General features: G+C 23.4%; 33 protein-coding genes. 18 read left to right on the top strand and 15 right to left on the bottom strand.

All coding sequences use genetic code 4. The annotated features are described in order from the left end of the window. Positions 1 to 6: 6 nt before the first annotated feature. The 7 genes from tyrS to hprK form a co-directional block, all read right to left on the bottom strand. Complete coding sequence (gene tyrS / locus ACQH20_RS06300) at positions 7 to 1,623, bottom strand: tyrosine--tRNA ligase (protein WP_425376899.1); 1,617 nt, start codon at positions 1,621 to 1,623, stop codon at positions 7 to 9. Between the two features lie 8 nt (positions 1,624 to 1,631). Continuing rightward, on the bottom strand, positions 1,632 to 2,087 hold the full coding sequence (locus tag ACQH20_RS06295; RefSeq protein ID WP_425376898.1) for a hypothetical protein: 456 nt from the start codon (positions 2,085 to 2,087) through the stop codon (positions 1,632 to 1,634). 235 nt (positions 2,088 to 2,322) lie between these two features. Then, positions 2,323 to 2,619: a helix-turn-helix domain-containing protein gene (locus ACQH20_RS06290; RefSeq protein WP_252319896.1), complete on the bottom strand. Its 297-nt coding sequence runs from the start codon at positions 2,617 to 2,619 to the stop codon at positions 2,323 to 2,325. Between the two features lie 34 nt (positions 2,620 to 2,653). After that, positions 2,654 to 3,601: a DNA-binding protein WhiA gene (gene whiA, locus ACQH20_RS06285; protein WP_425376897.1), complete on the bottom strand. Its 948-nt coding sequence runs from the start codon at positions 3,599 to 3,601 to the stop codon at positions 2,654 to 2,656. A 23-nt stretch (positions 3,602 to 3,624) separates the two neighbouring features. After that, positions 3,625 to 4,590, bottom strand: a complete 966-nt coding sequence (gene trxB / locus ACQH20_RS06280; RefSeq protein WP_425376896.1) for a thioredoxin-disulfide reductase — start codon at positions 4,588 to 4,590, stop codon at positions 3,625 to 3,627. Continuing rightward, complete coding sequence (locus tag ACQH20_RS06275; protein ID WP_425376895.1) at positions 4,574 to 5,776, bottom strand: prolipoprotein diacylglyceryl transferase; 1,203 nt, start codon at positions 5,774 to 5,776, stop codon at positions 4,574 to 4,576. Before ACQH20_RS06275 ends, trxB begins: the two co-directional genes overlap by 17 nt. A gap of 32 nt (positions 5,777 to 5,808) precedes the next feature. After that, on the bottom strand, positions 5,809 to 6,756 hold the full coding sequence (gene hprK, locus ACQH20_RS06270; protein ID WP_338987795.1) for an HPr(Ser) kinase/phosphatase: 948 nt from the start codon (positions 6,754 to 6,756) through the stop codon (positions 5,809 to 5,811). A gap of 195 nt (positions 6,757 to 6,951) precedes the next feature. Here hprK and ACQH20_RS06265 point away from each other — a divergent pair, with 195 nt between their 5' ends. Beyond that, the gene (locus tag ACQH20_RS06265; protein WP_338980027.1) at positions 6,952 to 7,182 is read left to right on the top strand and encodes a hypothetical protein; all 231 of its coding nucleotides are present in this window, start codon (positions 6,952 to 6,954) and stop codon (positions 7,180 to 7,182) included. A gap of 10 nt (positions 7,183 to 7,192) precedes the next feature. On the opposite strand, the gene ACQH20_RS06260 is transcribed toward ACQH20_RS06265, so the two are convergent. The 3 genes from ACQH20_RS06260 to ACQH20_RS06250 all read right to left on the bottom strand — a co-directional run bounded on the left by ACQH20_RS06260 (position 7,193) and on the right by ACQH20_RS06250 (position 10,209). Continuing rightward, the gene (locus ACQH20_RS06260; protein WP_425376894.1) at positions 7,193 to 8,368 is read right to left on the bottom strand and encodes a hypothetical protein; all 1,176 of its coding nucleotides are present in this window, start codon (positions 8,366 to 8,368) and stop codon (positions 7,193 to 7,195) included. A 55-nt stretch (positions 8,369 to 8,423) separates the two neighbouring features. Beyond that, a complete protein-coding gene (locus ACQH20_RS06255) occupies positions 8,424 to 8,636 on the bottom strand; it encodes a hypothetical protein (RefSeq protein WP_425376893.1) in 213 nt (70 codons plus the stop codon). Between the two features lie 394 nt (positions 8,637 to 9,030). Then, on the bottom strand, positions 9,031 to 10,209 hold the full coding sequence (locus ACQH20_RS06250; protein ID WP_425376892.1) for an IS3 family transposase: 1,179 nt from the start codon (positions 10,207 to 10,209) through the stop codon (positions 9,031 to 9,033). A gap of 70 nt (positions 10,210 to 10,279) precedes the next feature. On the opposite strand from ACQH20_RS06250, the gene ACQH20_RS06245 reads away from it, so the two are divergent. Then, positions 10,280 to 11,329: a hypothetical protein gene (locus ACQH20_RS06245; protein ID WP_425376891.1), complete on the top strand. Its 1,050-nt coding sequence runs from the start codon at positions 10,280 to 10,282 to the stop codon at positions 11,327 to 11,329. Between the two features lie 36 nt (positions 11,330 to 11,365). Continuing rightward, the gene (locus ACQH20_RS06240) at positions 11,366 to 12,046 is read left to right on the top strand and encodes a hypothetical protein (protein ID WP_425376890.1); all 681 of its coding nucleotides are present in this window, start codon (positions 11,366 to 11,368) and stop codon (positions 12,044 to 12,046) included. Position 12,047: 1 nt separating this feature from the next. Here the strand turns inward: ACQH20_RS06240 and ACQH20_RS06235 are convergent, their stop codons facing one another. The 4 genes from ACQH20_RS06235 to ACQH20_RS06220 all read right to left on the bottom strand — a co-directional run bounded on the left by ACQH20_RS06235 (position 12,048) and on the right by ACQH20_RS06220 (position 15,029). After that, the gene (locus ACQH20_RS06235) at positions 12,048 to 12,533 is read right to left on the bottom strand and encodes a hypothetical protein (RefSeq protein ID WP_425376889.1); all 486 of its coding nucleotides are present in this window, start codon (positions 12,531 to 12,533) and stop codon (positions 12,048 to 12,050) included. Between the two features lie 102 nt (positions 12,534 to 12,635). After that, positions 12,636 to 12,809: a hypothetical protein gene (locus tag ACQH20_RS06230; RefSeq protein WP_425376867.1), complete on the bottom strand. Its 174-nt coding sequence runs from the start codon at positions 12,807 to 12,809 to the stop codon at positions 12,636 to 12,638. 1 nt (position 12,810) lies between these two features. After that, the gene (locus tag ACQH20_RS06225; protein ID WP_425376866.1) at positions 12,811 to 13,107 is read right to left on the bottom strand and encodes a hypothetical protein; all 297 of its coding nucleotides are present in this window, start codon (positions 13,105 to 13,107) and stop codon (positions 12,811 to 12,813) included. Positions 13,108 to 13,322: 215 nt separating this feature from the next. Continuing rightward, positions 13,323 to 15,029 (bottom strand): hypothetical protein, encoded by a 1,707-nt coding sequence (locus ACQH20_RS06220; protein ID WP_425376888.1) that lies wholly within the window; start codon positions 15,027 to 15,029, stop codon positions 13,323 to 13,325. Positions 15,030 to 15,099: 70 nt separating this feature from the next. Between ACQH20_RS06220 and ACQH20_RS06215 the strand changes: the two genes are divergently transcribed. The 9 genes from ACQH20_RS06215 to ACQH20_RS06175 all read left to right on the top strand — a co-directional run bounded on the left by ACQH20_RS06215 (position 15,100) and on the right by ACQH20_RS06175 (position 19,288). Then, positions 15,100 to 16,269 carry an Mbov_0401 family ICE element transposase-like protein gene (locus ACQH20_RS06215; RefSeq protein WP_425376887.1) on the top strand — a complete coding sequence of 390 codons (1,170 nt, stop codon included), beginning with the start codon at positions 15,100 to 15,102 and terminating at the stop codon, positions 16,267 to 16,269. Positions 16,270 to 16,933: 664 nt separating this feature from the next. Next, complete coding sequence (locus ACQH20_RS06210) at positions 16,934 to 17,452, top strand: hypothetical protein (RefSeq protein ID WP_425376886.1); 519 nt, start codon at positions 16,934 to 16,936, stop codon at positions 17,450 to 17,452. A 276-nt stretch (positions 17,453 to 17,728) separates the two neighbouring features. Further along, the gene (locus ACQH20_RS06205) at positions 17,729 to 17,986 is read left to right on the top strand and encodes a hypothetical protein (protein WP_425376885.1); all 258 of its coding nucleotides are present in this window, start codon (positions 17,729 to 17,731) and stop codon (positions 17,984 to 17,986) included. A gap of 121 nt (positions 17,987 to 18,107) precedes the next feature. After that, positions 18,108 to 18,308, top strand: coding sequence for a hypothetical protein (locus tag ACQH20_RS06200; protein WP_425376884.1), 201 nt, complete (start codon positions 18,108 to 18,110; stop codon positions 18,306 to 18,308). Further along, the gene (locus tag ACQH20_RS06195) at positions 18,262 to 18,555 is read left to right on the top strand and encodes a hypothetical protein (protein ID WP_425376883.1); all 294 of its coding nucleotides are present in this window, start codon (positions 18,262 to 18,264) and stop codon (positions 18,553 to 18,555) included. Before ACQH20_RS06200 ends, ACQH20_RS06195 begins: the two co-directional genes overlap by 47 nt. Before the next feature lie 3 nt (positions 18,556 to 18,558). After that, positions 18,559 to 18,717, top strand: a complete 159-nt coding sequence (locus tag ACQH20_RS06190; RefSeq protein ID WP_425376882.1) for a hypothetical protein — start codon at positions 18,559 to 18,561, stop codon at positions 18,715 to 18,717. A 2-nt stretch (positions 18,718 to 18,719) separates the two neighbouring features. Further along, on the top strand, positions 18,720 to 18,881 hold the full coding sequence (locus tag ACQH20_RS06185; RefSeq protein WP_425376881.1) for a hypothetical protein: 162 nt from the start codon (positions 18,720 to 18,722) through the stop codon (positions 18,879 to 18,881). After that, positions 18,874 to 19,014 carry a hypothetical protein gene (locus ACQH20_RS06180; RefSeq protein ID WP_425376880.1) on the top strand — a complete coding sequence of 47 codons (141 nt, stop codon included), beginning with the start codon at positions 18,874 to 18,876 and terminating at the stop codon, positions 19,012 to 19,014. Before ACQH20_RS06185 ends, ACQH20_RS06180 begins: the two co-directional genes overlap by 8 nt. Further along, positions 19,007 to 19,288 carry a hypothetical protein gene (locus ACQH20_RS06175; RefSeq protein WP_425376879.1) on the top strand — a complete coding sequence of 94 codons (282 nt, stop codon included), beginning with the start codon at positions 19,007 to 19,009 and terminating at the stop codon, positions 19,286 to 19,288. The genes ACQH20_RS06180 and ACQH20_RS06175 overlap by 8 nt, the downstream gene beginning before the upstream one ends. A gap of 69 nt (positions 19,289 to 19,357) precedes the next feature. Here the strand turns inward: ACQH20_RS06175 and ACQH20_RS06170 are convergent, their stop codons facing one another. Continuing rightward, a complete protein-coding gene (locus tag ACQH20_RS06170) occupies positions 19,358 to 19,492 on the bottom strand; it encodes a hypothetical protein (protein ID WP_425376878.1) in 135 nt (44 codons plus the stop codon). A 6-nt stretch (positions 19,493 to 19,498) separates the two neighbouring features. On the opposite strand from ACQH20_RS06170, the gene ACQH20_RS06165 reads away from it, so the two are divergent. The 6 genes from ACQH20_RS06165 to ACQH20_RS06140 all read left to right on the top strand — a co-directional run bounded on the left by ACQH20_RS06165 (position 19,499) and on the right by ACQH20_RS06140 (position 24,963). Next, entirely contained in the window at positions 19,499 to 20,677 is a 1,179-nt protein-coding gene (locus ACQH20_RS06165; protein WP_425376543.1) for an IS3 family transposase, read from the top strand. Positions 20,678 to 20,801: 124 nt separating this feature from the next. Next, positions 20,802 to 21,449: a hypothetical protein gene (locus ACQH20_RS06160; protein ID WP_425376877.1), complete on the top strand. Its 648-nt coding sequence runs from the start codon at positions 20,802 to 20,804 to the stop codon at positions 21,447 to 21,449. Positions 21,450 to 21,468: 19 nt separating this feature from the next. Further along, a complete protein-coding gene (locus ACQH20_RS06155) occupies positions 21,469 to 21,657 on the top strand; it encodes a hypothetical protein (RefSeq protein WP_425376876.1) in 189 nt (62 codons plus the stop codon). 16 nt (positions 21,658 to 21,673) lie between these two features. Next, positions 21,674 to 22,051, top strand: coding sequence for a hypothetical protein (locus tag ACQH20_RS06150; protein WP_425376875.1), 378 nt, complete (start codon positions 21,674 to 21,676; stop codon positions 22,049 to 22,051). An 18-nt stretch (positions 22,052 to 22,069) separates the two neighbouring features. Then, entirely contained in the window at positions 22,070 to 23,254 is a 1,185-nt protein-coding gene (locus tag ACQH20_RS06145; protein WP_425376874.1) for a hypothetical protein, read from the top strand. An 11-nt stretch (positions 23,255 to 23,265) separates the two neighbouring features. Then, positions 23,266 to 24,963: a hypothetical protein gene (locus ACQH20_RS06140; RefSeq protein WP_425376873.1), complete on the top strand. Its 1,698-nt coding sequence runs from the start codon at positions 23,266 to 23,268 to the stop codon at positions 24,961 to 24,963. Positions 24,964 to 24,965: the final 2 nt, after the last annotated feature.

Raw genomic sequence — 24,965 nt, 5'->3', positions numbered from 1 at the left:
CCTTCCTTATTTATGAACAACTATAAAATAATGACGCTTACCTTTTTTAATAACTGTTACTTGATTATTAATTGCGTTTTTTTTACTAATAAGAAAATTTATATTGGTAATTTTTTCACCATTAACAACAATTGAACCTTGCATAATTAGTTCTCTTGCTATTCTTTTTGAATTACAAATTTGATTATTAACTAAAAAATCAATTATTTGTTCATTATGATTAAGATTAAAATGTGGTACATCTTTTAAAACCTGTAAAATCTCAGATGATTTCATTTGATGAATCCGGTCGTGGAAAAAAGCATTAGTAATATTAATAGCACTAAAATATCCATTTAATTTATGAATAAATACTGTTAATAAAGCTGCTAAAATCTTTTGTCCATAATGTTGCTTAACATCACTGTTATGAATTACTAAAATTTTTGCTATTTGTTCTTCACTAAATAAAGTTAAAGAATTAAAAAAAGTAGGCAAATCTTTATCTTCTTGATTAAATAAAAATTGATATAACTCATAAGGTGAAGTTTTTTCACTATTTAAAAATATAGCACCTTTTTCGCTTTTACCAAATTTTTCACCATTAGATTTAGTTAATAAATTAATAGTAATACCAGCAGCATGATGTTCATCACCTTTTTGTTTTCTAATTAAATCTAAACCGGAAGTAATATTTCCTCATTGATCACTACCACCAGATTGAATATAACATTGCTCTTTTTCATATAAATTATAAAAATCATACGCTTGTAATACCATATAAGAAAATTCAGTATAAGAAATTCCAGAATTTAAACGATTAGCAATCATTTCTTTGCCTAACATTTGATTAACATTAAAATGCTTACCAATATCACGCAAAAAAGTTGTAATTGTTAGTGGACCTAATCATGTTTGATTATTAATAATTTTAATTGGCTTAATTTTATTGTTTAATGTTCCCAATGGTAATTTTAAAAATGTAATTCAAGTTTCTACATAACTATCACAATAATTTAACAATTGTTTAAAGGAAAAATTATTTAAATCACTTTTCATAGTAATTCACTTTTGATCAAAATTACAAATTTCATATAAAGTTTTTAGTAATGATGCTGATAATCCTAATTCTTCTCAAGGTAAGGGCAATGTTTTTAAAATACTACTTAAAGTTTGTTGATATTGATTATTTGGATTAATACTTTTAATAATCATCTCTAATGTTTCATATTCTTTATCATTTAATAAATTACATGTTTTAATTAATTCTAATGATGTTAAATTATCAATATTTTCATAACTTAATAATGTCACTAACTGCTCTTTTATTTTTCTAACATTAGTTTGTAACACATTTTCATCTAATAAATTACGTTCTTTATTTTTACCACTTGGATCACCAATCATTGCCGTTGTACCACCAATAACAGCAATTGGTTGAAAACCAAATATAGCAAAACGATGCAATAAAATAATTTGTAGTAAATTACCCAAATGTAATGAATCATTACTTGGATCAAAACCACAATATATTCCTTTTCCTAATTTTCCTGCATTAATTACTTTATCTATGCTACTAATATCTTTTAAGATATTACGTCATTTTAATTCGTCAATAATATTGGATTTTATTATATTATTCATAGCATCTCCTATTTATTTTCATCTAAAATATCATCAACTAACAAATCAATAGTTGTAATAACTGTATCGTTATTATTACTTGCATTATTGTAATTAATAGATGTAGTTTCTTTAAATATTTTATCGCGAAACTCTAGATAGCGCGATGGTAAACTATCATATATTTGTTGTTCTCTATTTTTTTTAATTTGTGCAATTCTAGTATTATCAAAATTACTAGAATTATTATACGCTACTTCTTTTTCACGAAAAATATTTTCTTTAGTTTTTTTATCAACATATTGCTCAATAGTGCTAGAACTACTATCGGCTTTTTTAATATTAATTGGAATCGTAGTTATTTTTTGATGATTAAGACCAAATATAGGTGAAATAATACTACTTAATTGATAAGGTTCTTTTTTAGCATTATTAACATTAGTAGTAACATTTTCAATTTCAACTTCTGTATTTTCTATTGTCATAATAACTCCTTAATGATAATCAATAATTAAATTATAACATTTTAATGATTAATTATTCCTAATATAAAGTTAATAATTTTCATAATCTTCATTAAGATAAAAAATTACTAGTGAATATCAATTAATTTTATAAAAAGTACTAATACTTTTCTCAAATTTATTTTTAATAAAAAATAAAATAATAAAAAAGTAGTACTTATTTATAAAGTACTACTAAAAGTGTATTAAATTGATTTTATTCAACACTAAATGTGTCATATAAATTTGAAGTATCAATATTATCAAACCCTACAGCAAAAAACTCACTAATAGATGAATCCAACCCATTAATTATTTTTAAGATTGCAACTAAAGATACGTTTCTTGTTCCTCTTTCAGCATCAGAAATATAATTACGATGTAGGCCGCTTGCTTCTCCAAGTTTCTCTTGTGAAAATTTTCTACCTTTTTGATTACGTAAAGTTTTCATTCGTTTTCCAAAAGCATTCAATAAATCTTGACGACCTTTGCTTAAAATTTCTTTCTTTTTCATTGTATGGCCTCCTCTTATACTTTTTATTATTAACTTACAATGTTTCTTGATACTTTTTCTTAATTTCGCGAATTAAATGATTAACCCCAGACTTAGTAATGACAAAACCGGTTTCTTGATAGTAAAGTTCACCCAATTCTGAAAGTGATGCTTCAGGATTTTTTAATCTTAAATTTGAAATAATTTCAGCTTTTAATGACAACGCTTTGAAAAGTTTTTTTTCCTTTAAAACAGAAATCATTATAACTTGCTGGTCTCCAGCATTTAAAATTTTTTGTTGATTAGAAATATCAATATTATTAAAACGATTAATATTATTAAATAATTCTCGTGAAATGCGTTTATCTTCAAAAGCGAAAACTGCTTGTGGACAATCAATTATTTTTAAAAAGTCAGAAATTACATTAGATTTTTTTAGATAAAGCACCGTTTTATTACGACGTTTTATTGTTTTAAAGTTTAATTTAAAAATTTGTAATAAAATATTTTTAATTTTTTTAGCCAACATATCATTATGAAATTGTAATTCCAAATGGTAGTTAGGTGTTGAAGGAGAATTGATACTGCCAACTACAAGGAAGATTCCTGCGATATACGCTCTTACACAATGCTCTTTTATTATATGCTGGTGCATAGCTTCTTTCTCAATAAAAAGATATTTATCTTGAAGCATTAAATCATTAATAATAAAATCAATTTTATTATTAATACGAATATTATACACCTTTGGACGCTCAAATTTATTTAAAACATCCACCATAACTATCAATTTTACGTCTTTATATTGATTTTTTAAAAATTTATATATTAACCTAGTGCTTTTGTTATGAAAACTATGAATAATAATCTCATTATTTATTTTATCTGAATTTGTAATCTTACCATTAATAAGCGAATATGCTGATAGCAAAGATTTCTGACAACAATTTTTAAAATTTTTTTGACAGATTTCATCTTTTACACTTGTTGTAAATGATATCATTACTATCACCTCAATTGTACACTTTATTCATTAAAATTATCAATAAAATTTATTAAATATTGTGCTGCAATCGCTCCATCGTTAACAGCAGTTACTATTTGTCTTAAATTTTTAGCAATTACATCACCAGCTGCATATAATCCTGGGATTTTAGTTTGACACTTATCATTAACTATAATATAACCATTGCTATCACAAATATCTAAATCTTTAACAAATTTTGTAACAGGATCAGAACCAATATAAGGAAATAAGGCATCAGTAGTAATTTCACTAATTTCCTTAGTTTTAATATTTTGAATTTCTAATTTACCTACTTTTTTCTTATCCTCAGTACCTAATACTTTTAATACAACATGATCAGTTATTAAATTAATATTTTCATTATTTTTAACTTTATTAACGGTTTTATCATCAGCACGAAATTGATCACGACGATGAATAAGATTAACTTTATTAGTAAATCTTGTTAAATATAAAGTTTCTTCACAAGCAGCATAACCACCGCCAACTACACTAATAATTTTATTCTTAAATAAAGCACCATCACAAACAGCACAATAAGAAACACCACGATTAGCATATTCTTCTTCACCAGGAACACCAATTTTACGTTCTAATGAACCAGTAGCTATAATTACTCCTTTAGCAATAAGAACATCACCACTACTTAAAAGGACTGTTTTAATTTTATGATTTTCACTATCTGTAATTTTAATAACCTCATCAGTAACAAATTCAACTTGTAGTTTCTCAACTTGCTTTTGCATTTTTTCTGATAATTCAGGCCCTAAAATATAATCATAACCTGGATAATTTTCAATTTCAGAAGTTTTAATCATTTTTCCACCAAGAATATATTTTTCAATAATCACAGTTTTAAGATTTGCTCTTTGTGCATAAATAGCAGCTGTCATTCCTGCTGGACCACCACCAATAACTACTAAATCATAATCATATTTATTTTCTTTACTAGTATGATTTTTCATATAATCATTCTCCTTTACGAAATCTTGATGGTGCAATAATTTGTGCAAATATTACTAAAATAACACCTAAAATAATTCACATTCCAGAAACTATCATTGAAGTTGAAACATTGGCTATTTTCATAATGTCTCTATTATCACGAAGTGGTTCTAAAATCATTCTAATAATACCATAAAAGACAAAGTATAAACTACCTGATACTCCTGCATACGTTACTCGATAATTATTAGGATTATACATAGTATTTAAAGATTTAGAATGTGGTTGCATATTATATTTAATCTTTAAATATCATTTTTTTATCTTTGATTTAACTTTTGAATGTGTTTTAACATCTTTTCAAGGTATTTTTTCAACACTTTTAACACTATTCTTATTGGGTGTAAAATCAAAATATGCTTGTTTTCAACTTTCATATTTAAATTTACGATATCCATGAATTTTTTTAATAACCGTTCAAGGTTTTAAAAAATCTTTTCCAACAATTGGATTAGCCTTTAAAGGCGAAATAAATTGCGAAGAATCTAATTTTCATGGTTTTTTACTAAATATTTGTCCTGTTTTTGGTACAAAAAACGTTAAAAAGAATCAACCAAATAATGAAGATAATGACTCATATAAAAATAAAGGTTGACGATAAACAGCAACAGGATCTGGTTTATCGCTATTAAAACCATAATGTAAATGATTATTTATTCATGTTGGTAATCAACTGAAAGGATGACCAACATCAGTTCCTAGTAATTCTTGATTAAAAAAATTACCTCATCTACCAATCGCTTGACCTAATAAAATATTTGGAACAATACAATCAATAAAAACTCACATTGAAATTTGTAACTGTTTTGAAGTACGATAAAAAATAAAGAACCCTACTATCATTCCAACTGTAACGCCTCCTTCAATTGCCATACCACCTCTTCAAACGGCAACTACATCAAGTGCATTTTCAATTGTGCTAGTCTTATTAAGAACATATCATGCTCTTGCTCCTATTAATCCTGCTAATGCAATAACTAATGTTCCTCATTCTAAAGTTTTAGTTGGAATATTACGACGATATAATTTTATTCATGAAGCAATGACAGCAGTTAAAAAACCTATTGCCATTAATACTGAATAAATATGAATTCCCGTTCCCGGAATATCGGTAATTAAACTATTGTATCCTTCATCATTAATCATATTTTTTCCTTTTTGATAATTTAATAATTAAATTATTTCTTTTTTGTTAAATTTCTAATTATTTGTTTTTGAAAACTAGCAGTAGCGTCTTGACCTTCATCTTTTAACTTTAAACTAATAACTGCTGCTTCAATTAAATCAGCTAAATTTCTTCCTGGACTAACAGGAATAATTATTTTAGGCACTTTAATTTCAAAAAAAACATCAAAGTTATTATGATCACCAAGTCGATCAACTTTAGTTCAACCATCATTTTCAATTCTAATTAAATTAATAATTAAATTTACTTGACTCTCATGCATTATAACATGATATCCATACATTTTGGTAATATCTAGGATACCTATTCCTCTAATTTCAATTAAATTTTTAATAATCGGATTAACTTTTCCTACAATTTTATTGTTGACTTTTAAAATATCAATACTATCATCGCCAACAAATAAGTGCCCATTACGTAATAAATCTAATGTTGTTTCTGATTTACCAATACCACTTTCACCTGTAATTAGGACACCATAACCAAAAATATTTACTAGAGTACCATGTAAACGTTTAGATTCAGATAAACGTTCAACAATATACGTAGAAACTGTTGCTGCAAATTCAGAAGTAAAAAATAATACTTCAATAATTGGAACTGTTGAATTAATCGCTTTAGCACAGTCACATAATTCTTTTTTAAATTTAAAATTAGGTGTTACAAAAATAGCAGGAATATGATCTTCTAAAATATTACTAAAATGGTTCTTAAATTCTGTTTTTGGTAAAGAAGAAATATATTCGCTTTCTTTACTGCTTAATAAAATTATACGACGACTACGTGAGATTTGTTTAGTTTTAAATCCTGTTAACTCTAAACCACCACGATTAGTACCAATATTAGTAATAATTCTTTTTTCAATTGGAATTTTGGGATTAATATATAAAATTGTTAAATTAAATTTTGTTATTATTTCGCCAACACTAAGGTTTTCCATGCTTAATTTCCTGCCATTTATAATTAAAATTTTTGATTAATTTTAAACATAATATAATTATATATAATATACCAACAGAAAGTTTATTATTAACAAAAAATATACATAAGTTTCTAAAAACATTAAAAAAACTATTGAATAATATAATAAAAAATTATTAAACATTAAAATATTAGAAATTGGTGTTAACTTTTTATGAATAGCAACTATATTCCTTTTGAATTAGTATTAAAAAATATTATCTCATCATCTATCAATCAAAATTTAAATCATATTTATGAAACTATTGATAAAAATAAAAATGAAAAAAATACTGGTGATTTAGTTTCTGAAAAATGAGATTATCATTTTATTAATTATTTAGGACAACTAAGTCCAATTGGAAGTGGTACGCCTCCACAATTACCACCAAGAAATAAAATATAAATAAATATTACTAGTTAATATTATCTAAAATTTGAATAATAGTTTTAACTATCTTTGCAGCATTTTTTTCATTCTTAAGAACATGTAAATAATCTTTTAAATATTTAAAATTTTCTATATCATTTTCTATTTTTATAAATATTTCTTTAGCAGCATAACCAGTTGAAGCTATAGGAATTATTATTTTATTTTTATTTCTAGCAATTTCAAATTCATTTAATACACCTTTTGATAAAACAATATTATTATTTTCATCCATTTTATTACCAAAAATAAATAGTACAATGTCTGCTTTATCTATTAACTGATTACGATATTCTGGTCAACTTTTTTTAAGTTGTTGCGGAAATGGTCATACATCAAGAATTTTATCCAAAACAATACTATTTTCTTTAGCATACTTAACAGCACCACTTACTATTTCATCACCAACGCCGATTCCAAATGCATTTATTATTTTCTTATTTTCTTTACATAAGAAATTTGATAAATCAAATACAAATTTTTTACTTTTCTTTATAGTACCAAATTCTTCATAATTATTAGCTATACCCGAAATAAAAATATTTCTCTTCAAATTATTATTAGTTGCAGAATTAAATATTTCTGCTTTTGAATCGCAATAATTGTTTAATAATAATGTTTTAAAATTAATGTTTTTAAAACAATTATGACTTATAGAATTGAATAACTTACCATAAATTGTCAGAGAAAAAGAATCGTTTGAAAACCGTAATTCTGTTTCAGGAATAAATTTACTATATAAACTATTTTCTCCTATTGTTCCATCACCAACACCATAATATTTATCATTAATATCCAAATTAAGTGCAGTTAAATCAATTGCATAATAATATCATACTTTAGTGCTTATTTTTGAAGCATAATGAGTACCTAAAAAGTAAATAGGTGTATCTTTTGTTAAAAAAATACCAGTTTCTTCTCTCATTTCATTATAAACTGTTTCCAAAGGATTATTATTTTCCATTCCACCAGTAATTGAACTATATTTACCCAACCTATTTTTATTAAATAATGGATTACTCTCACATGTTTGCATAAAATAACGACTACCATCATCTTTAATTATAAATGGTAATATTGCAACACCTTTGTTATTACATCAAGGTTCTTCAACACCATGCATAAAGTCTACTTTAATTAATTTAACTCATTCTTTTTTCATATTTATTTTTTTCCTTTATAACAAAATTATAACTCTTATAAATAAATATTTCTAATTAATTCTTATTATCATTTATTAATTTAATTAATTCTTGAGCCATAATATTATGTGCTCATTTATTAGGGTGAATGCTATCAAAAAAGAAATAATTATTAATATTTTCTTCATTAACACCTTTATTGAAATGAGGAACAATAATACCATTATTAATTATTTCACTAAAATCAGTAGTAACTGCTGCATCAATAATATTGTTATTAATATTCAAGCTTTTAAACTTATTAATAGCATTTGTTATCGCTGCAAACATATCATATTTAATAATATTTTTTTTATTTTTATTTAATTCTTCAATAACACTATCTAATATTTTATTAAAATTAGTAGTTAAATTTAAAATACGTTTCTTATCTTTTTCTTTATTTTTAAATAAAGGATACTCGGGACTTTCCTAAAAACTGTGTTTTTTAAATAAATTTTAGTTGTAAAATCACTAAGTTACACAGATTGCTGGAAAGTCCCGTTGAAATCTGATTTTACTATGCAATTAAATCAAAGAGCAAGTACTAATATGAACTTGTCAAGAAAAGTGGACAATAAAAGTAACCTTTTATTAAATTTTATAAAATAGCGTTTGTAAGTGTTAAATTTATAGGTATGAACTAATTATTTGTTGGTTTGGAATGAGCTAATCGATATTCGATTGGACTCATTCCTTTTAATTTTATTTGAGGTCGATAATTATTATAAAAGTAAATATATTTAGGTAAGTTGTCTTGTATTCATTCAATAGTTCTATTTTTTCTTCGAATTTGATATAGAAATTCTGTTTTCATTGTTCCAAATCAAGTTTCAGTAGCACCATTATCACAGGAATTACCTCTTCTAGACATTGAAATTTTTATTTTTAATTCATCACATAAAATTTTATAAGAAGGATTTGTATAGTGAAATCCTTGATCTGATTGTAAAATTCATGAAGTAGGTTTTTGAGCATTAACTCAAGCTTGGATAATGTTTTGGACAACAAATGTCATGTCTAAACTTGCACTTATTTTATAATCTAATATTTCATTATTATGAAAATCTTTAACAATTGATAAATAATATGTTTTACCATTAGTTAATAAATAAGTTATATCAGTACCTAATTTTTCATTTAAATTAGTAGTTGAAAAATCACGTTTTAATAAATTATCATATCTTAAACTTCCTGATTTAGTTCTATAATCAAATTTTTTTATGCGAACCTTAGCTTTTAAACTCATATTTTTCATATATCTATATACAATATGAAATTTTAATTTTAAATTATAAATTTTGTTAATTCATAAAGTTATCATTTTATAACCATAAATTTCTTGAAATTCATAAAAAATATTTTTAATTATATTAGCTAAAAATGTATCTCATTTATTAAATTCATTCATTCCATTCTTAATTCACTTATAATATCCTGATTTTGAAACATTTAATAATCAACATAAATAACTAATCTGATATTTTTTCTTCAATGAGAAAATCACAAAATATTTCTTCTTTTTTGTCGATTTTTCTAAATACTTTTTTATATCGTTCATTGCCTCAATATATTCAATTAATTCTTGTTTTGTCATTTCATTAAAATTTAAAGATTTGGGTTGACCTGTTCTTTTGGTTTTTTTAGCACGAATTCCATTGCCATATTTTAAACCTTTTTCACCTAATAATTTATATGCTTTAATTCATTCTTTTATTGATGATCGACCAATACCATACTCTAATGCGGTTTTATCAATTGTTTTAATTTTACTTATTTTTATTATTTTTAACTTTTCTTCTTTTGATAGTCATTTAGCCATAAAAAAATGAACACCTTCCTTAAAGTATTTTTAACACAAAGGTTACAATTCTGTGTCTACTTTATTCTAGATGTTCAATATTAATGATAATACAATTGAATATAGTATGACTGATATTAAAAATTTAATTTTCCAAGAAATAAATTTATTAAATCAATTTAAGTTATATGCTGTATCTATTAATGAACCCATAACTGAAAATAATATTGATGATTTATATATCATTAATAATTATTCACAACCATATCAAAATCCAAAAACAAGAAGTACTAAAAGTATAACTATTATTAAAATTAAAGATTTTAAAACAAGAGATGGTTATCCAATTATTATTAAATTACAAAAACCATTAGATAAAGATACAAAAGTTACTGGTTTAAAAATTAAAGCACCTAGAAGCATGATTTTCGGAAATATAAAGGTACTTGGTGAAGTTGACAATATGGAAGTATACCCAAAGTTATTTGTTAAAGATAAGATAGCTTTTCCGCTATTATCAATGCCCATTGAAACTCAACCAAAAGTTAGAATATTACAACAATGATTTAGCGAACAAATTTTACCTTGAAAATTAGCAAAACAATTTATAGGACAAGAAAAATCAGTTTTAGATTTAATTGCTATTGGTGGGGGAACTGAAACAAGAAAAGAAATTATTAATAATGCAAGAGTAACAAACGCTAAATTAGGTTATGATGTTTCTAAAAATTTACATGTATGACCATTATCTGATGAAATAGAATTAAAAGATAAAAAATTAGAGTCATGATTTTTAGTAGGTAACTATAATTTATTTATTTCTACAACCAATAAATTTCATGATGTTGAGCTTGAAATAAAAGATAGACCACCAATTGATAGTTTACAAAAAGTATTATTAGACATGCTAACTTATACATATAATTATAATCGTAATTTTGATGGAGCAAAATATGAAAATGGTAGTCCAAATAACCATATTGCTTATTTAAAAGTTAAATTTGAAGGACAAAAGCCAGATGATGTAATTACTAATTTATTTAAACAATGAAAATTAGATTATCCAAATTATATTGATTTAGAACAAATAAAAATATTTAAACAAAATTATGGGGACTTTCCTAAAAACTGTGTTTTTTAAATAAATTTTAGTTGTAAAATCACTAAGTTACACAGATTGCTGGAAAGTCCCTTATTAATGTTATCAAATAATATTTATTCAGTAGTGTCAATTAATAAAGGATTAAATGATGATTACAAATTATTGTTACCTTATTATTTTGAATTAAAATCTAATCCTATACATACTACTACTGATGAAATTTGAGAATTTAAAGATATAAAAGTAATATTAAAATCTGAATATTTTGATTTCACTGATATTAATAATATTAAATTAAAAAATAATGACATTAGTCAAAATGAATTATTTAAACTAGATGATAACCAATTTAATTGATTATCTATTACAAATGAATTAGAAAATAATAATATTCCGTCATTAATTCCAGCAGATTGGACATTAGGTAATGGTGAATATGGTAAATACTTTACAAGAACAATTATTAGCAATAATAAAGTAGAAAATGCTTTAAACTTATATGGTTCAAATAAATCTCAATTATTTTCAAAATTAGAATTTTATAAAGAAATTTCACAAATTGATAATAATAATGAATTTGAATTACAAGCAAGAAATCCGATTAATAAATTAAATCGGATTGAAATTAGTGGGATATTTGGTGCTGGTAATTATGATTTAATTTTAATAACTAATAAAGAAGAAATAAACCTAACTAATATTAATTTATTTGATAAATATAATGAAAATACTTCTTATATAAATTTAGAAATTTAAATTATATTTTAAGTGCGTTATTTTTATATTTATTTGGTAATTGTTGATTTTGTAAATCAAAAGAATTTATTTCATCTTTACAATTTGATAAATGTTTTTCATCTCAAAGTTTTTCAGATTTAAAACTTATTCCTGTTTTCATATTTCACTCTGATTGATTTGTTAAAAATTTATTTTGTTTTAAAATATAATTTGTGTTATCTAAAAATTTTTTTAATTCTTTTTGATTTGAAAAGGTAATTGGTTGATTAATATAGTCTAAACCAAGTTTAATGAACTTTTCTTTTTCATCAATCAATCTATCTTTTCACATAAAACCAAAAATTTCTTTAATGTCTGATTTATCAAGACCATCAAATTCTGGGTCTCCCTTACAATTAATTTTATATGTTTCTATAAAATCAATTATTTTTTTGGTTTCTCGCAAATCTCTTAATATATTTTTATTAGAATACTTATACATTTGTTGAAATACATTTTTAATCATAAAATTTCTTCCTTTCAAGATAAGATAACCATTTTATTTTTAATAAAACAATAAGTTAAAAACTTATATAAAGTTTATAAAAATATTATATATCAATAAATTTTATTTATTAAAATAATTTTGTGTATATTTACCATCTCATTTTATATCTTCACTATGCTCTTTTACAGTATTGAAGTATAAAGAAGTTTTGTTTGGACTCAAAAATTTATTTCATCAAATAGTTGTTGTTCCATATACTTTTTCGCCATTTGGTTTTAAATAGTAATTTTCCATATTATGGGTAAGCACCCCCCATGATTAATCCAATTGTTCCAGTTGTAGCACCAGTTAGTGCTAATGCTAATGTTATTTTACTTAAATTTGTTTTTATTCATGTTTTCATAATAAATCTCTCCTTTTTATTTTTTCTTAATTTTTCACAAGTTTTTAATCATTTTGGTAATAATTCATATTCTAAATTAATTGCATGATTTTCACAAAGAAAAAGACTAAATGTTGTTGATTTTAATTCTAGTAATACAATATTACTTCATTTGTTATTACAATTTTTACTTTGACAAACAACATTCATTTTGTAAAATCTTTTTTAAAGATTTCAAATTATTTACAACTTTTAATGATTTTTCTTTATTCATCATAATTTACTCCTTAATTTTTAACATTTTATTGATTAATTGTAAGCATTTTTTGAAATTTTTACAAGTATGCTTTTAAACAAAAATAACTCCTAAATTAAAGGCGTTTATTTTATGATATCTATACTATTAATTATATATAACTTATTTGTTATATTGCAAATGTGAAGATACTTTTTTTCACAGTAGCATTATTTTTACCCCTAATTACATTTTTATATGGATATAGTGCATAAAACAACGCATCATAAGGGTCTTGATACATAGTTTTGTCAGGAATGTTAGTTTTTGTTTCATCATAACGTAATTCTTCTAAACATTGAGTCGTTTTTGGTAAATCATCTTTATTTGCATAAAAGTTTCCATAACTCATAATATTTCTCATTCAAACTACTCTATTAGTTAATCTGGCTTCTTGATTTAAATTAGAAGTATGTTTAATAGCAGTTTGTGTTATTAAAATTGTATTATGTTCATCTATTAATTTTTGATTTAATCAATCAATTGCTGTTCTTGCTTTATCATCATAAAAATAAATTGCTTGTTCAAAATTCTCAAAATTGTCTATTAATCCTAAAATTTCATTTGCATAAGCATTAATTTTTTCATTTTCATTTATAAAGTCATTTGGAGTAACTACTAATTCACAAATAATATAAGCATCATAATAACCAGTATTATTATATTCTTTAAAACCAACTACCATAAACACAGTATGGTCTTTTGGTCCAGTAGCTCAATCAATGCCAACACTATAAAAATCAAATTTATACATATCTTTTTCTTGATTATAAAATTGTTTTAACTCATATAATTGTCAATATTTTACAGTTTTTTGAAATGGAAAAATTGTTGCATCACTATCTAAAAATTCAAAACCATAAAAAACAGTATTAAATTCATCAGGATTACTTTTTTTCATTTCTAATAATGTTCTTTTTTGAATATCTGGTAATTTATTTCAAAATGGTTGAATAGTAAATCTTAAAACAAATAAACCTAAACCACTAAACATATCTTGATTTTCATAATAAATTTTACCAACTTTTTTAAGATTTTCCATCACTTTATCATTTAATGGTAAAAATGGCGTACAGTATTTTAAATAAAATGGGTAGTATTTATCGTATGGATTACATGTAAACGTAATGAAAAAACTTTTATAAAAATAACGAGTAATCAATTTTCCAAAAGTAGAACTATATATATTTTTATCAATAAATGTTCAACTTCACTCTTTAATAGGTTCTTTTGATACTTTAATACGATTACTTCTAAACATAGAGTTTTGTAATCTTTCATATCGATATGTTAATTGCTTTTCTGTCAAAGTTTCTTTTTCTTCTGCCATAATAATTTCATCTGTTCTTGAACCTAAAAAACTTGAACCGCCTGCTTCTTTTCCAAAAATTTTATTACCATTAGCATAACCAATAAAGTCAATTTGTTGATTATTAGGAAAAATAATACATCCACCATCCTTAGTTATTTTTCATTTAATACCATGTGGATTATTAGGTAATAAATTAATATTATATGTATCTAATAAAACTTGACAAACATTCATTAAAGCACCAATTGTAGTTTCACTATGAGTATTTTCATAGCGTCTTACTTCTTGAACACTACTATCACTAAAATTACAGCATATAAATAAATCAAATGCTAAACAGTTTCAAGTTTTTCTTGTTCCACGTGCAGTTGGAACAAAACGATAAAAACAATTAGTAGTAAAATATTCTGCTCATTCATCACCAACAAATTCTTTAAAAATATCTCAACTAAAACCATAATTATTATCACTAAAATTAAGATTATATTTTTTATTTAATTGTGCATAACTAGTAATAAAAGCCATATTTACTCCTCATTTTAAAAAAAATAAACTTAAATTATTAACAAACCAAATTTAGAAAGGAACATTAAAAATGTTTATATTGCCATTCCCTAATCATTTTGATTGAGACAAACACGATTTTAATCAAGATGAATTAAGTTTAAAACAAACAGAAGAGTTATTTCAAAAAATAGATGATTATTTATGAAATACATGTAATAAATCTGAATATAAATCATATAGATTTAGAAAAAGAAAATTAAAAACAAAAAAAGGTTTACTAAATTATAAACGACGTATTTGTACTTATTATAACATAGAAAAACAAAAAACTGAATACGTATCTTTATTAGATAATTATCTTGGTGTTAAAAAATATAGTAAGCTTGCACCAAATGTTATTAAACAAATTTTAAAATATTTTGCTGATGATAAAAAGTATCGTGATGTTTGTGATACTTTTATTGAAGATTTAATAAGTAATAGTACAGTTTGTAGAACATATCAAAAATTTGAATTACCAAAAGCAAATATTCCCAAAATACCATTACAACCAAATCAAAATTTATACATCAATATTGATGATGGTCATCGAAAATTTAAGTTTAATGAAAAACACAATACTAAAAATTGTAAAAAATGTTCAATGAGGTTATTAGTATTTTGTACTGGCAAAAAGAAGAATGGTAAATTAATTAATAAAAGAGCAGCATGTCAAATAAGAGTATCAAAAACAGAAATTGGTGCTGAAAAAACTGCAAAATTAATTGAAAAATATGGTAATTTATTTTTTGAAAATTTTGACCAAGCAAATTTAATAGTTTGTGGAGATAGTGCAAAATGAATTAAAAAAACTGCTACAATTTTAAATGCTAAATTTATTTTAGATAAATTTCATGCTTTCCATGTTTTATTTCTTGGCATAATGGCAGGAAGAAAAAAAGATAAAATTGCTAAATTACACTATCAAAATGCAATAAATTTATTTTCCAAAGGTCAATATTATGAATTAATTGATTTTTTACAATCATTAACTTTAAAATATAAAAAATTAAAAGTTGGTTATTTTATTAATGCAAAAGATGGTGTATTAAACCAAGCACTAGTTGAAAATATTGGTTGCTTTACTGAAACTAATATTAAACAAATTTTAAAAAAAATGATTGGTGATAGAACATATAACATTGATATGTATACAAAAATGGTTAATTTTAAATGCTATCAAATAAATAGGGAGCGTGTCGAAGATGTCGATAACTAATCATTTTCAAAAATAACTTCCTAATTTTTTTTAAACCCTTAAATTAAAAATAAATGACAAAAGACGAGAATAAAAAATCGTCTTTTTTTGTAATTGTAAAATTTTAAAATTTTTAATAACCGTCTTTAATACTATTATCAACACGTGTTAAGGAATTAAAAAAGTGAACCACAACACAGTTGTTCAAAATAGTGGCTAGCATGTGGACTTGCATGAATAAATAAAAAGTGGATGATGCCTAATAAAATATACTAACCATTTAATGGTAATCCTTGGGGTGGGAGCGGATTGGAAACTAGTATATATAGACCCGGAGTGGGGACCAACTATTATTCTTTATTTAACCAACCTTGCCACTACCAAGTGAGCAAGTGTTGGTTTTATTTTTTATTTTTTTTTGAAAAATTTTTTGGGCGAGAAAATAAATTTCAAACTTGTAAAAAAAATTGAGCGGTGCCGGTTCAATTAAAATATTAATTTGCTAAACGCAAATTAAATAAATATTGAATCGAATGCCTCAATGTTTTTTAAAATTTCACAATTTATTTTTGAGCCCAGAATTGCTGGAATGAATAAAACGAATAGTAGTATTATTAATAATCTAAAAATAAAAATATATGTTCTTTATGCTAGAAGCAACAGAACATATTAGGAAAGAATTATTATGCAAATAGAATTTAAAAAAGAACAAATTGTAAAAGATAGACTACAATCTATTCTTATTGATTATGGTGAATATAAATTACAATGTCCAAAATGAATGCTTAAAAATAATAGTTTTATTGCTGATGATAAATATACATATTGAGTTTTTAATTTAGAAAATATTAAAAGAGAATTAAGTGGTAATGAATTAATAAAATTATTAGAACCATATATTAAAGACCAAAAAATAACTGTTAATAAATCAACCCCTCCAAAAGAATATTATCTTAATGACATAAAACTTGAACAATTAACATTTTATGAACAGCATAATAGTTGATTTATGGGTGAAATAACAGATAACAAAACTAAAATTACTAATCCTTGTTTTAAATATAACATTACGTGAGAAGAAAACAGAAAAGGCTTTAAAATAAATAATCCATATAAACATGATGATTTACCAATTAATTATATAGTTACTTCTTATAAGGAAATTTCAACTCATAATGAAAAAGTATTTTTGTTGAACATGTAAACAAAATAAATTAGATTATTTATTCTTTAATACTAATGATATAAAAACAAGAAAATATTTTTTAAGAGATAAAAATAGTAAAGCAATTTGTTATGACTGTATTTTAAATATTAGGTTAAGTAGAAGGTATAAATATGGATAAACAAAAATTAATTAGTTGATTAAATTTAATTTTAGATAGTGATATAGAACAATATAATAAAAAAAAGACATATATTATTTAAATAAATTAAAAGGTTCAATTGATATTATTAAAATTTTAATTAATAAAATACAATGCAGAGAATTTGATTAATAATGAAATATGACTTAATTATTGGAATTGACCCTGCTGGTATTGGTAATAATGGAATTGTTATATATTCAAATGAAACTAATAATATTGTTTTTAATGGAACATTCAATACATTAACTGTTTTATGAACTAAAAATATGTATAAAGAAAAATTGCAATTAATTCAAGAAAAATTTATTGATAAAAAAATATTAGTTATTGTAGAATTTTGGGACTTTCCTAAAAACTGTGTTTTTTAAATAAATTTTAGTTGTAAAATCACTAAGTTACACAGATTGCTGGAAAGTCCCAAAATTCTTTTTAAGTTCAAAACAATTATTAACTAATCCATTAGCAACACCTAAAATTATTGGTGCATTAATGGTATTAGTACAAGATGTTATGAATTGAGATTATTTAGAAAATCATCCTAAAAATAAAAACAAAATAGAAAATTATAAAGGAAATATAAAATTAACAAAACATGAACAAGATGCATATAAGCATATTCAATATTATTTAAGGAATTATAAAAATGAAAGAGAAAGCAAATTATGTCAAATTAACAGTAAAACTGAGTAACACTATTGAAGCAAAGCATTATGAAAAAGGTGACAAAGAATTATATTATAGTGTTCGTGGTCAATGAAATGGATTAAACTATGTTACTTTAATTTTTAATAAACCAAAACTTTATAGACGCTGTATTTTATTAAACAAAAACGATGAAATTATTGTAACTGGTCAAATCTTTAACACTTTAAACATTCCTAAAAATCGTGCATTTTGTTCAATTAATGTTAAATGATTTAAAAAATGAAAAGAGTAAAAAATGATATTATGAAAAATTTTATTAATAGTACCAATATTAATAACAAGTATAACATTAATAATATTTTTAATTTATATAATTAAAGATTTAAAAAATGAATATAAAGTATTAAAACTATTGAATTCAATTGCTAATCAAATTGAAAATAAGGAGATATAAATATGAACAAAGAAAAAATAATTGAATATTACACTGAAATTATAAAATCACAAAATAAAGAAGCAGAACAATTACAAAAAAAATTAGATGAATTAATAATATCTGTATGTTGTTACCATAGAATGGTAGAAAAAATAAAAAATGGTGATTTTGATAATGAATAAAGAAAAATTAATGAAAGAAATTTGTTATGAAAAATCACAAATTGTATATTGTTATATGAAATTAAATCAAATAATTAGTCGTTTAGATGAATTAATGATGAAAATAGAGGATGGTGAATTTGATAATGATTAAATTAAAAGATTTATTTGGTCAAGATAAAATAGAAATATTTTCACCAAATCCAAATGATTTAACAGATAGTAAAGATATAAAAGCATTGATTTTATGAAAATATCCTAATGTAATTGCTGAATATTTAGTTGTTTCTCAACCTCATGCAAATACTGCTATTTTAGTGGGAGATAATATTAATTACACAGGTTGAGTAGAAGTATTTATTAAAAAAAGAACAAGTTTAGAAGGAGTAGATGAAAATGCCAAATGATACCATTGTACAATCAAATAATTATACATTAATGAAATTAATAAGAACTGGAATAAGTCCCTTATCAGCAATGATAGGTACAAGTGCTTATTATGGTCAATTATTAGAAACTCCAGTATTAGGAAGTATTAATGCTTTATTGTTTAGTAAGAAATGAACATCTAGAATAAAGTAGACACAGAATTGTAACCTTTGTGTTAAAAATACTTTAAGGAAGGTGTTCATTTTTTTATGGCTAAATGACTATCAAAAGAAGAAAAGTTAAAAATAATAAAAATAAGTAAAATTAAAACAATTGATAAAACCGCATTAGAGTATGGTATTGGTCGATCATCAATAAAAGAATGAATTAAAGCATATAAATTATTAGGTGAAAAAGGTTTAGAATATGGCAATGGAATTCGTGCTAAAAAAACCAAAAGAACAGGTCGACCCAAATCTTTAAATTTTAATGAAATGACAAAACAAGAATTAATTGAATATATTGAGGCAATGAACGATATAAAAAAGTATTTAGAAAAATCGACAAAAAAGAAGAAATATTTTGTGATTTTCTCATTGAAGAAAAAATATCAGATTAGTTATTTATGTTGATTATTAAATGTTTCAAAATCAGGATATTATAAGTGAATTAAGAATGGAATGAATGAATTTAATAAATGAGATACATTTTTAGCTAATATAATTAAAAATATTTTTTATGAATTTCAAGAAATTTATGGTTATAAAATGATAACTTTATGAATTAACAAAATTTATAATTTAAAATTAAAATTTCATATTGTATATAGATATATGAAAAATATGAGTTTAAAAGCTAAGGTTCGCATAAAAAAATTTGATTATAGAACTAAATCAGGAAGTTTAAGATATGATAATTTATTAAAACGTGATTTTTCAACTACTAATTTAAATGAAAAATTAGGTACTGATATAACTTATTTATTAACTAATGGTAAAACATATTATTTATCAATTGTTAAAGATTTTCATAATAATGAAATATTAGATTATAAAATAAGTGCAAGTTTAGACATGACATTTGTTGTCCAAAACATTATCCAAGCTTGAGTTAATGCTCAAAAACCTACTTCATGAATTTTACAATCAGATCAAGGATTTCACTATACAAATCCTTCTTATAAAATTTTATGTGATGAATTAAAAATAAAAATTTCAATGTCTAGAAGAGGTAATTCCTGTGATAATGGTGCTACTGAAACTTGATTTGGAACAATGAAAACAGAATTTCTATATCAAATTCCAAGAAAAAATAGAACTATTGAATGAATACAAGACAACTTACCTAAATATATTTACTTTTATAATAATTATCGACCTCAAATAAAATTAAAAGGAATGAGTCCAATCGAATATCGATTAGCTCATTCCAAACCAACAAATAATTAGTTCATACCTATAAATTTAACACTTACAAACGCTATTTTATAAAATTTAATAAAAGGTTACTTTTATTGTCCACTTTTCTTGACAAGTTCAGAAATTAGGAATTGATATATGAAATTTAAATCAAATGCCTAGTACTAAAACTAAATTACTTAATAGTTCTAAAAAAATATTATTAGGATTAGGAACAATTGGATTAGCAAATTATAGTAAATTTATACATGAAATAATTGAACCAGTTAATCCAACAACACCTATTCCTATAACTACTAGTACAACACCAAGTACTACAACAACAGATACTCCACCATGACCACCAAATTTATTATTAAATGCAAATAATAATCATAATAATTTAATGGATTGAGATACATATTTATCTTTAAATTCATATGGTATTGCTAATTTAATTGCAGGAATTACTGAATTAATACCTAGTAAATTTGAAAATGTAAGAAAAATTGCAAATATGATTACTGGTGGAGCATTAATTTCAAGTGGTGTTGCTATGGGTATTAATAATGACTTTAATAATGCTTATGCTATTCCAACAATAGTTGCAGGAAGAAGTGAAATTATCCATAATTTACTACCAATAGAAACTAATCATATTAATACTGAAATGCAAGAAACACCATTTACTAATGAAACATCAAGATTAGTAAATGATAATGCAAGTATAAATAGTTATCATTCAAATGAAACAGAAGATGTAATATTTGATGCAAATAGAAGACCTTATCAATCAACTACTGTACCAATAAATAGAATATAGAAGAAAGGAAAATATAAAAATGAAAGAATTTTTAAAAGCACTTGAAACAATTGGAATAAGTACGGGTATATTAATTTGTCGAGAAATTATTGTTTTATTAAAAAGATTTATTTCAACTCCAAAACATGTTAGAGCAAATAATAAAGTAATAAAACATCAAAAAAAATTAGCAAAATTAAATGAAAAAATTAATAAAGAAAATAAATAATAAAGGTGTGATTTAAATGTTAGAAAATGAAACTAATGTTTCAGAAACAAATGAACCTTTAACTGAAAATCATGATTTACAACAAGAACAAGAAACCAAAATTGTTGAATTAGAAAATAAATTAAATAAACTTAATCAAGAAATTAAAGAAAAAGAAATGATTAATATATTTAAAAAATATCAAGTTAAAAAAGAATTTTATGATTATTTAAAATTTAAAACTAGTAATATAGAAAATTCAAAAATTGAAGAAACTATTAAAAAAATGATTAAAGAACAACCAGTATTTAAAGAACCAATTAATACAGGCGGTAAACAAGAAACAATATTAACAAATGAACAAACTTCAATAAAAAGTAGTTTATTAGATTATAAAAAGAAAAATAATTTATAAAAGAAAGGAAAATTTAAAATGCCAAATCCAGTACCATTTAAACAAAATTTAGATAATACTACAAAATTAGTAGAAGCACCTGAATTTATAGAATTTTATAAACAATCAAATAGTCCATGAGCAAGTTTTTTCCCAATTGAAATGGTTAATTCTACAAACATTGAATTTATAGTTAAAAAACCAAAAGACCCAACATTCAAAATACTTCATTGAAATGACAAAAGTAAAGGATTAGAAGTGGGTTATGTTGATACTGATAAAATTAATAAAGTAATTACAAAAGAAGCCAGTACAGGGGAAATGATTGGTGAAGTTGATTTATTTGCAGATAATGGGCAAAATTTATTAGAAAGTATGCAATATGAAGTTGCTAATGATTTAGCAGATTATTTAGCAAATAATGATACAAATACAATTGCTAAATCTGCCAAAAAAGTATACATTACTGATACAACACCAGTAGGATATTTAAAATCAATGTTATCAGCATGAAATACTTTATTTCAATTAAGAAATAGTAATAATTGTAAATTTTTTATAACAAATAGTCTTTATGATAGTTTAGTTTATTTAGCAGATAATAAAGGTTTAATTACTGATAATCAATTAGCACAACAATTAAGATTAAATGGAACAAATTTATATATTAAAGGTGTATTATGTCAAATTGTTATGGATGATTATATGACATTTAAAAATACTGAAAATAAAAATCAAATTATGAACTTTGTTTTAGCAACACCAAAAGCAATGAAAAGATATATGCTACAACAAACTAGTATATATGTTGAAGATATTAAAGATGGTAAAGTTCCTAAAAGATATTTAGTTGGTGGACAAGTAACAGGAGAATCTATTCCTTATATGTCAAACTCAGAAACAGAATCAAGATGAATGTTATGTGGTATTGTTAATAAAAAATATTTAAGTGCAGAAATTACAACATTAACAACTAATATTACTGCTGATACTACTAAAAAGAATAAATTATTAGATACAACAATTAAAAATACAACTGAATTAAATAATTTAAATCCAAATTTAGCAACTCCAATTATTAATTATTTTAGTGATACCCAAGGTCAAATTGATGTAAGTAATCAAAACCAAAAAGCAGGAGATTTATATGTAGTAATCACCGCTAATGACACTGATAAAAATTATCAAGGTTCAACAAATCCAATTAAAATAAATCTTAAATAAGGAAATTAATTATGCCAATTGGTACAACTAATACAGCAATACTTTTAAACATAAATAAACCAAAATATACTAGAATAAGTCAACAACAAGAACATAAAAGTTTATGATGAGAAATTTTAGAAATGATTGGTGTACAAGTTATAGCAGTAGCACTTGCTCCTTTTACTGGTGGATTAAGTGAAAGTTTTACACTTGGATTAGGTGCAAGTGATTTAATTGCTAGTATTAGTGCTGTTGGTGTAGAGTTTTTAACTGATTTTACTATTAATCAAGTTTATGATTATTTAAAAGGAAATGTAACACCATTAAATACTATTTTTAATATATTACCAGCATTTGCTGGACTTAATAAAATTAGTCGTGGTTATCGTACAACTAAATTTATTAAGTTAGCACAAAAAACTAAAACATTAGAACAAGTTGGTATTAAAGAAGTAAAAAACTTACAAGAAATTATTAGTCAAGTAAGTGGAAAAGAAATTTTAACAGATAAAATTATTGGTAACAAACGTTATTTAATGAATTATAGTTTTACTCCTAATCGTGAAACAATAATCCAAAATTTGGGTTATGTTGCTGAAAGACAATATAAAAATAATTTTCAAAAATTAGAAGCACAAGAATTAAAAGATTATTTATTATTACAAAATAGATTAATAAAATTAAGTCCACAATTAACTCCTAAATTTAAAATCAAAGATATTGAAAAAGCAAATAACTTTTTAAAAAAATATAATACTGATTTAAAAAAAGTACTATCTATCAACCAACATGATTGATTAAATTTAGTTCATACAATACATTCAGAAAATAGATATGGAAAAACTTTAATTTTAGATTTACAAAAAATTCGTGCTAATGCTATTAAATTTAATTTTAAAAATAGTTCAATTCATAAGATTTTTTTAAATGCAAATAAAATTTTTAAGTATTTTGATATTAGATTTTATTTAAAAAAAGGTTTAAATAAATTTTGAAAAGATACTCCATATTTTGAAAAATTACGAGAAAGTATATATAAATTACAAGAAAAATTTGAAAAATTAGAAAAACAAGCATTTGAAAAAATTAATCAATTAAAAGAAAAAGCAACTGATTTATTTACTAGTGCAGAGAAAAAAGCAATTAAACATGCACAATTAATTCCATTAAATTCCCCAGTATTTATGGGTTGTAAAATTCAACCTTTATCATTAGATAAATGTGCAATTACTATTTATCATCGCAATCCTAAATATAAACCAATTACAGTTGTTGATAGTATTCTTAAAGCAGAAACTTTTGTTACTCAAATACATCCATTCCATTGATATCGTTGATATAGTGGTTGATACATTGGTTATGGAGTTAATCAAAATAAATGATTAAAAGCAATAGCATTTGCTCCACCAGTAGTGCAACAAGTAATTAGAGATAGTTTTAAAGTATATAGAGAAATATTTAGAATAGTAAGGACTTATCATAAAGTAGTAAATGTTATTAATAATCCTATTGAAAATATTAATAAATCATTTAAAAGAGTTGGTTTAAAATTTTCAGTTAATACTTTATTTGGTACAGGATTATTACATCATTTAGAAAAATTTGCATATAGTCAAGTTGTAGAAAAAGGTAAGAAAAAATTACAAAAAGAAATTATCCATATATCACATAGAAAAACTAAAACAAAAACTAAGCATTATAAAAAAGCATTTTTTAAGGAATGATAAAT

Source organism: Spiroplasma endosymbiont of Aleiodes alternator (assembly GCF_964031135.1).
Taxonomy (GTDB): Bacteria; Bacillota_I; Bacilli_A; order Mycoplasmatales; family VBWQ01; genus Spiroplasma_E.
The sequence above is the reverse complement of the archived record's forward strand: the minus strand, read 5'-3'. Positions and strand labels throughout refer to the sequence as shown.